Source organism: Thermotalea metallivorans, assembly GCF_001562415.1.
GTDB classification, from domain to species: Bacteria; Bacillota; Clostridia; order Peptostreptococcales; family Thermotaleaceae; genus Thermotalea; species Thermotalea metallivorans.
This window is the reverse complement of sequence record NZ_LOEE01000105.1, coordinates 1-1,190: the sequence shown is the minus strand read 5'-3', so window position 1 is coordinate 1,190 and position 1,190 is coordinate 1. Positions and strand designations below refer to the sequence as shown.

Sequence of the window (1,190 nt, the reverse complement as noted above, 5' to 3'; positions counted from 1 at the left end):
TTAACCTATTTGTAATAGTTTCGTGCAAATACAAGTTGTTTAACTTTAGTAGTGTTTTCTCTAATATAAGTTTGAAATTCTTTGACTTTGTTTGATATTTCCTCAATGATTGTAAATGCTGAAGCTGCAGCCATAAACTTCTTCATCCAATTCCATATATTTTCTTGAGGATTTAATTCTGGAGAATATACCGGAAGAAAAATAAGGGTAAGGCGTTCTTCATATTCCCTTACAAACTTCTGTACAGCTTTAGCTCTGTGAAACCCTGCATTATCAAGGATTACTATTGTTTTACTTATACCTCTTTGTGCATCATAATCTAGCAATTTTTCCAAAAACTGAATAACTTTTATAGATCCAATGGAACCATCATGATTTTCATCATTAATATATTGATCATATACAAAGTCAAAGTGTTTCAAAACTTCTGTAGCTCCAATGATGTTAACTCCCTTTTTTGCGCCATTGCGTTCGATAAGGGTAGGTTGCCCTATGGGGCTCCAACTATAGTAATTATCAGACTCAAGACGTTTGCCTGTTTCATCCATAGCCCAAAGGGAAACATCGGATAAATTCTCAATTATATCCAAAAAGGTAGACATTTTTTTTAAATTTTTCCTGGAGTTCTGGATCAGCCTTTGTCGGCTTATACATACCTCTTTTGTATGAAAATCCTAAGCGTTTTAGTAGCTTGGCAAGCCACTGATGACAAAACTTGGTTCCATAAGTGTCCTCAATGTAGCGAGATAACAGACTGCAATTCCAATTACTTTGAAAATATCCGAAGTCACTTGGTTTTTTGTGAATTAAAACATATCTTATATCTTCAACCATTTCATCGGTTAATTTACTTGGGATATTCCCTCCACGATGATCGACAATACTTTTTGCAGGATTAGCATTCCACTCGTTTATATACTTAGTTACCGTTGGACGGGATACTCCTAAGACTTTCATAATTTCATTGGTTGATATACCACTATATCGCATAATCACAGCAGTTAACACGTTACGTGTATAGCTACTTGTAGCTTGTTTTACTTTATTTTGCAAATCTTTAATTGTAAGACCATGCAGAGTTTCTACTTGAATGCACTTTCTACCCATAGAATGATCCTCCTTTGATTTGGTGTTTTACTTATTATTCCAAAACAAAGAGAGAATTATTAAGAAAGGTTAATTTCTATGGG

2 protein-coding genes are annotated in these 1,190 nt (G+C 34.0%); both read right to left on the bottom strand.

All coding sequences use genetic code 11. The features are described 5' to 3' along the window. Nucleotides 1-5: 5 nt before the first annotated feature. Entirely contained in the window at nt 6-602 is a 597-nt protein-coding gene (locus AN619_RS15350; RefSeq protein ID WP_068558128.1) for an IS630 family transposase, read from the bottom strand. Beyond that, complete coding sequence (locus AN619_RS15345; protein ID WP_068558127.1) at nt 577-1,107, bottom strand: helix-turn-helix domain-containing protein; 531 nt, start codon at nt 1,105-1,107, stop codon at nt 577-579. The genes AN619_RS15350 and AN619_RS15345 overlap by 26 nt, the downstream gene beginning before the upstream one ends. Nucleotides 1,108-1,190: the final 83 nt, after the last annotated feature.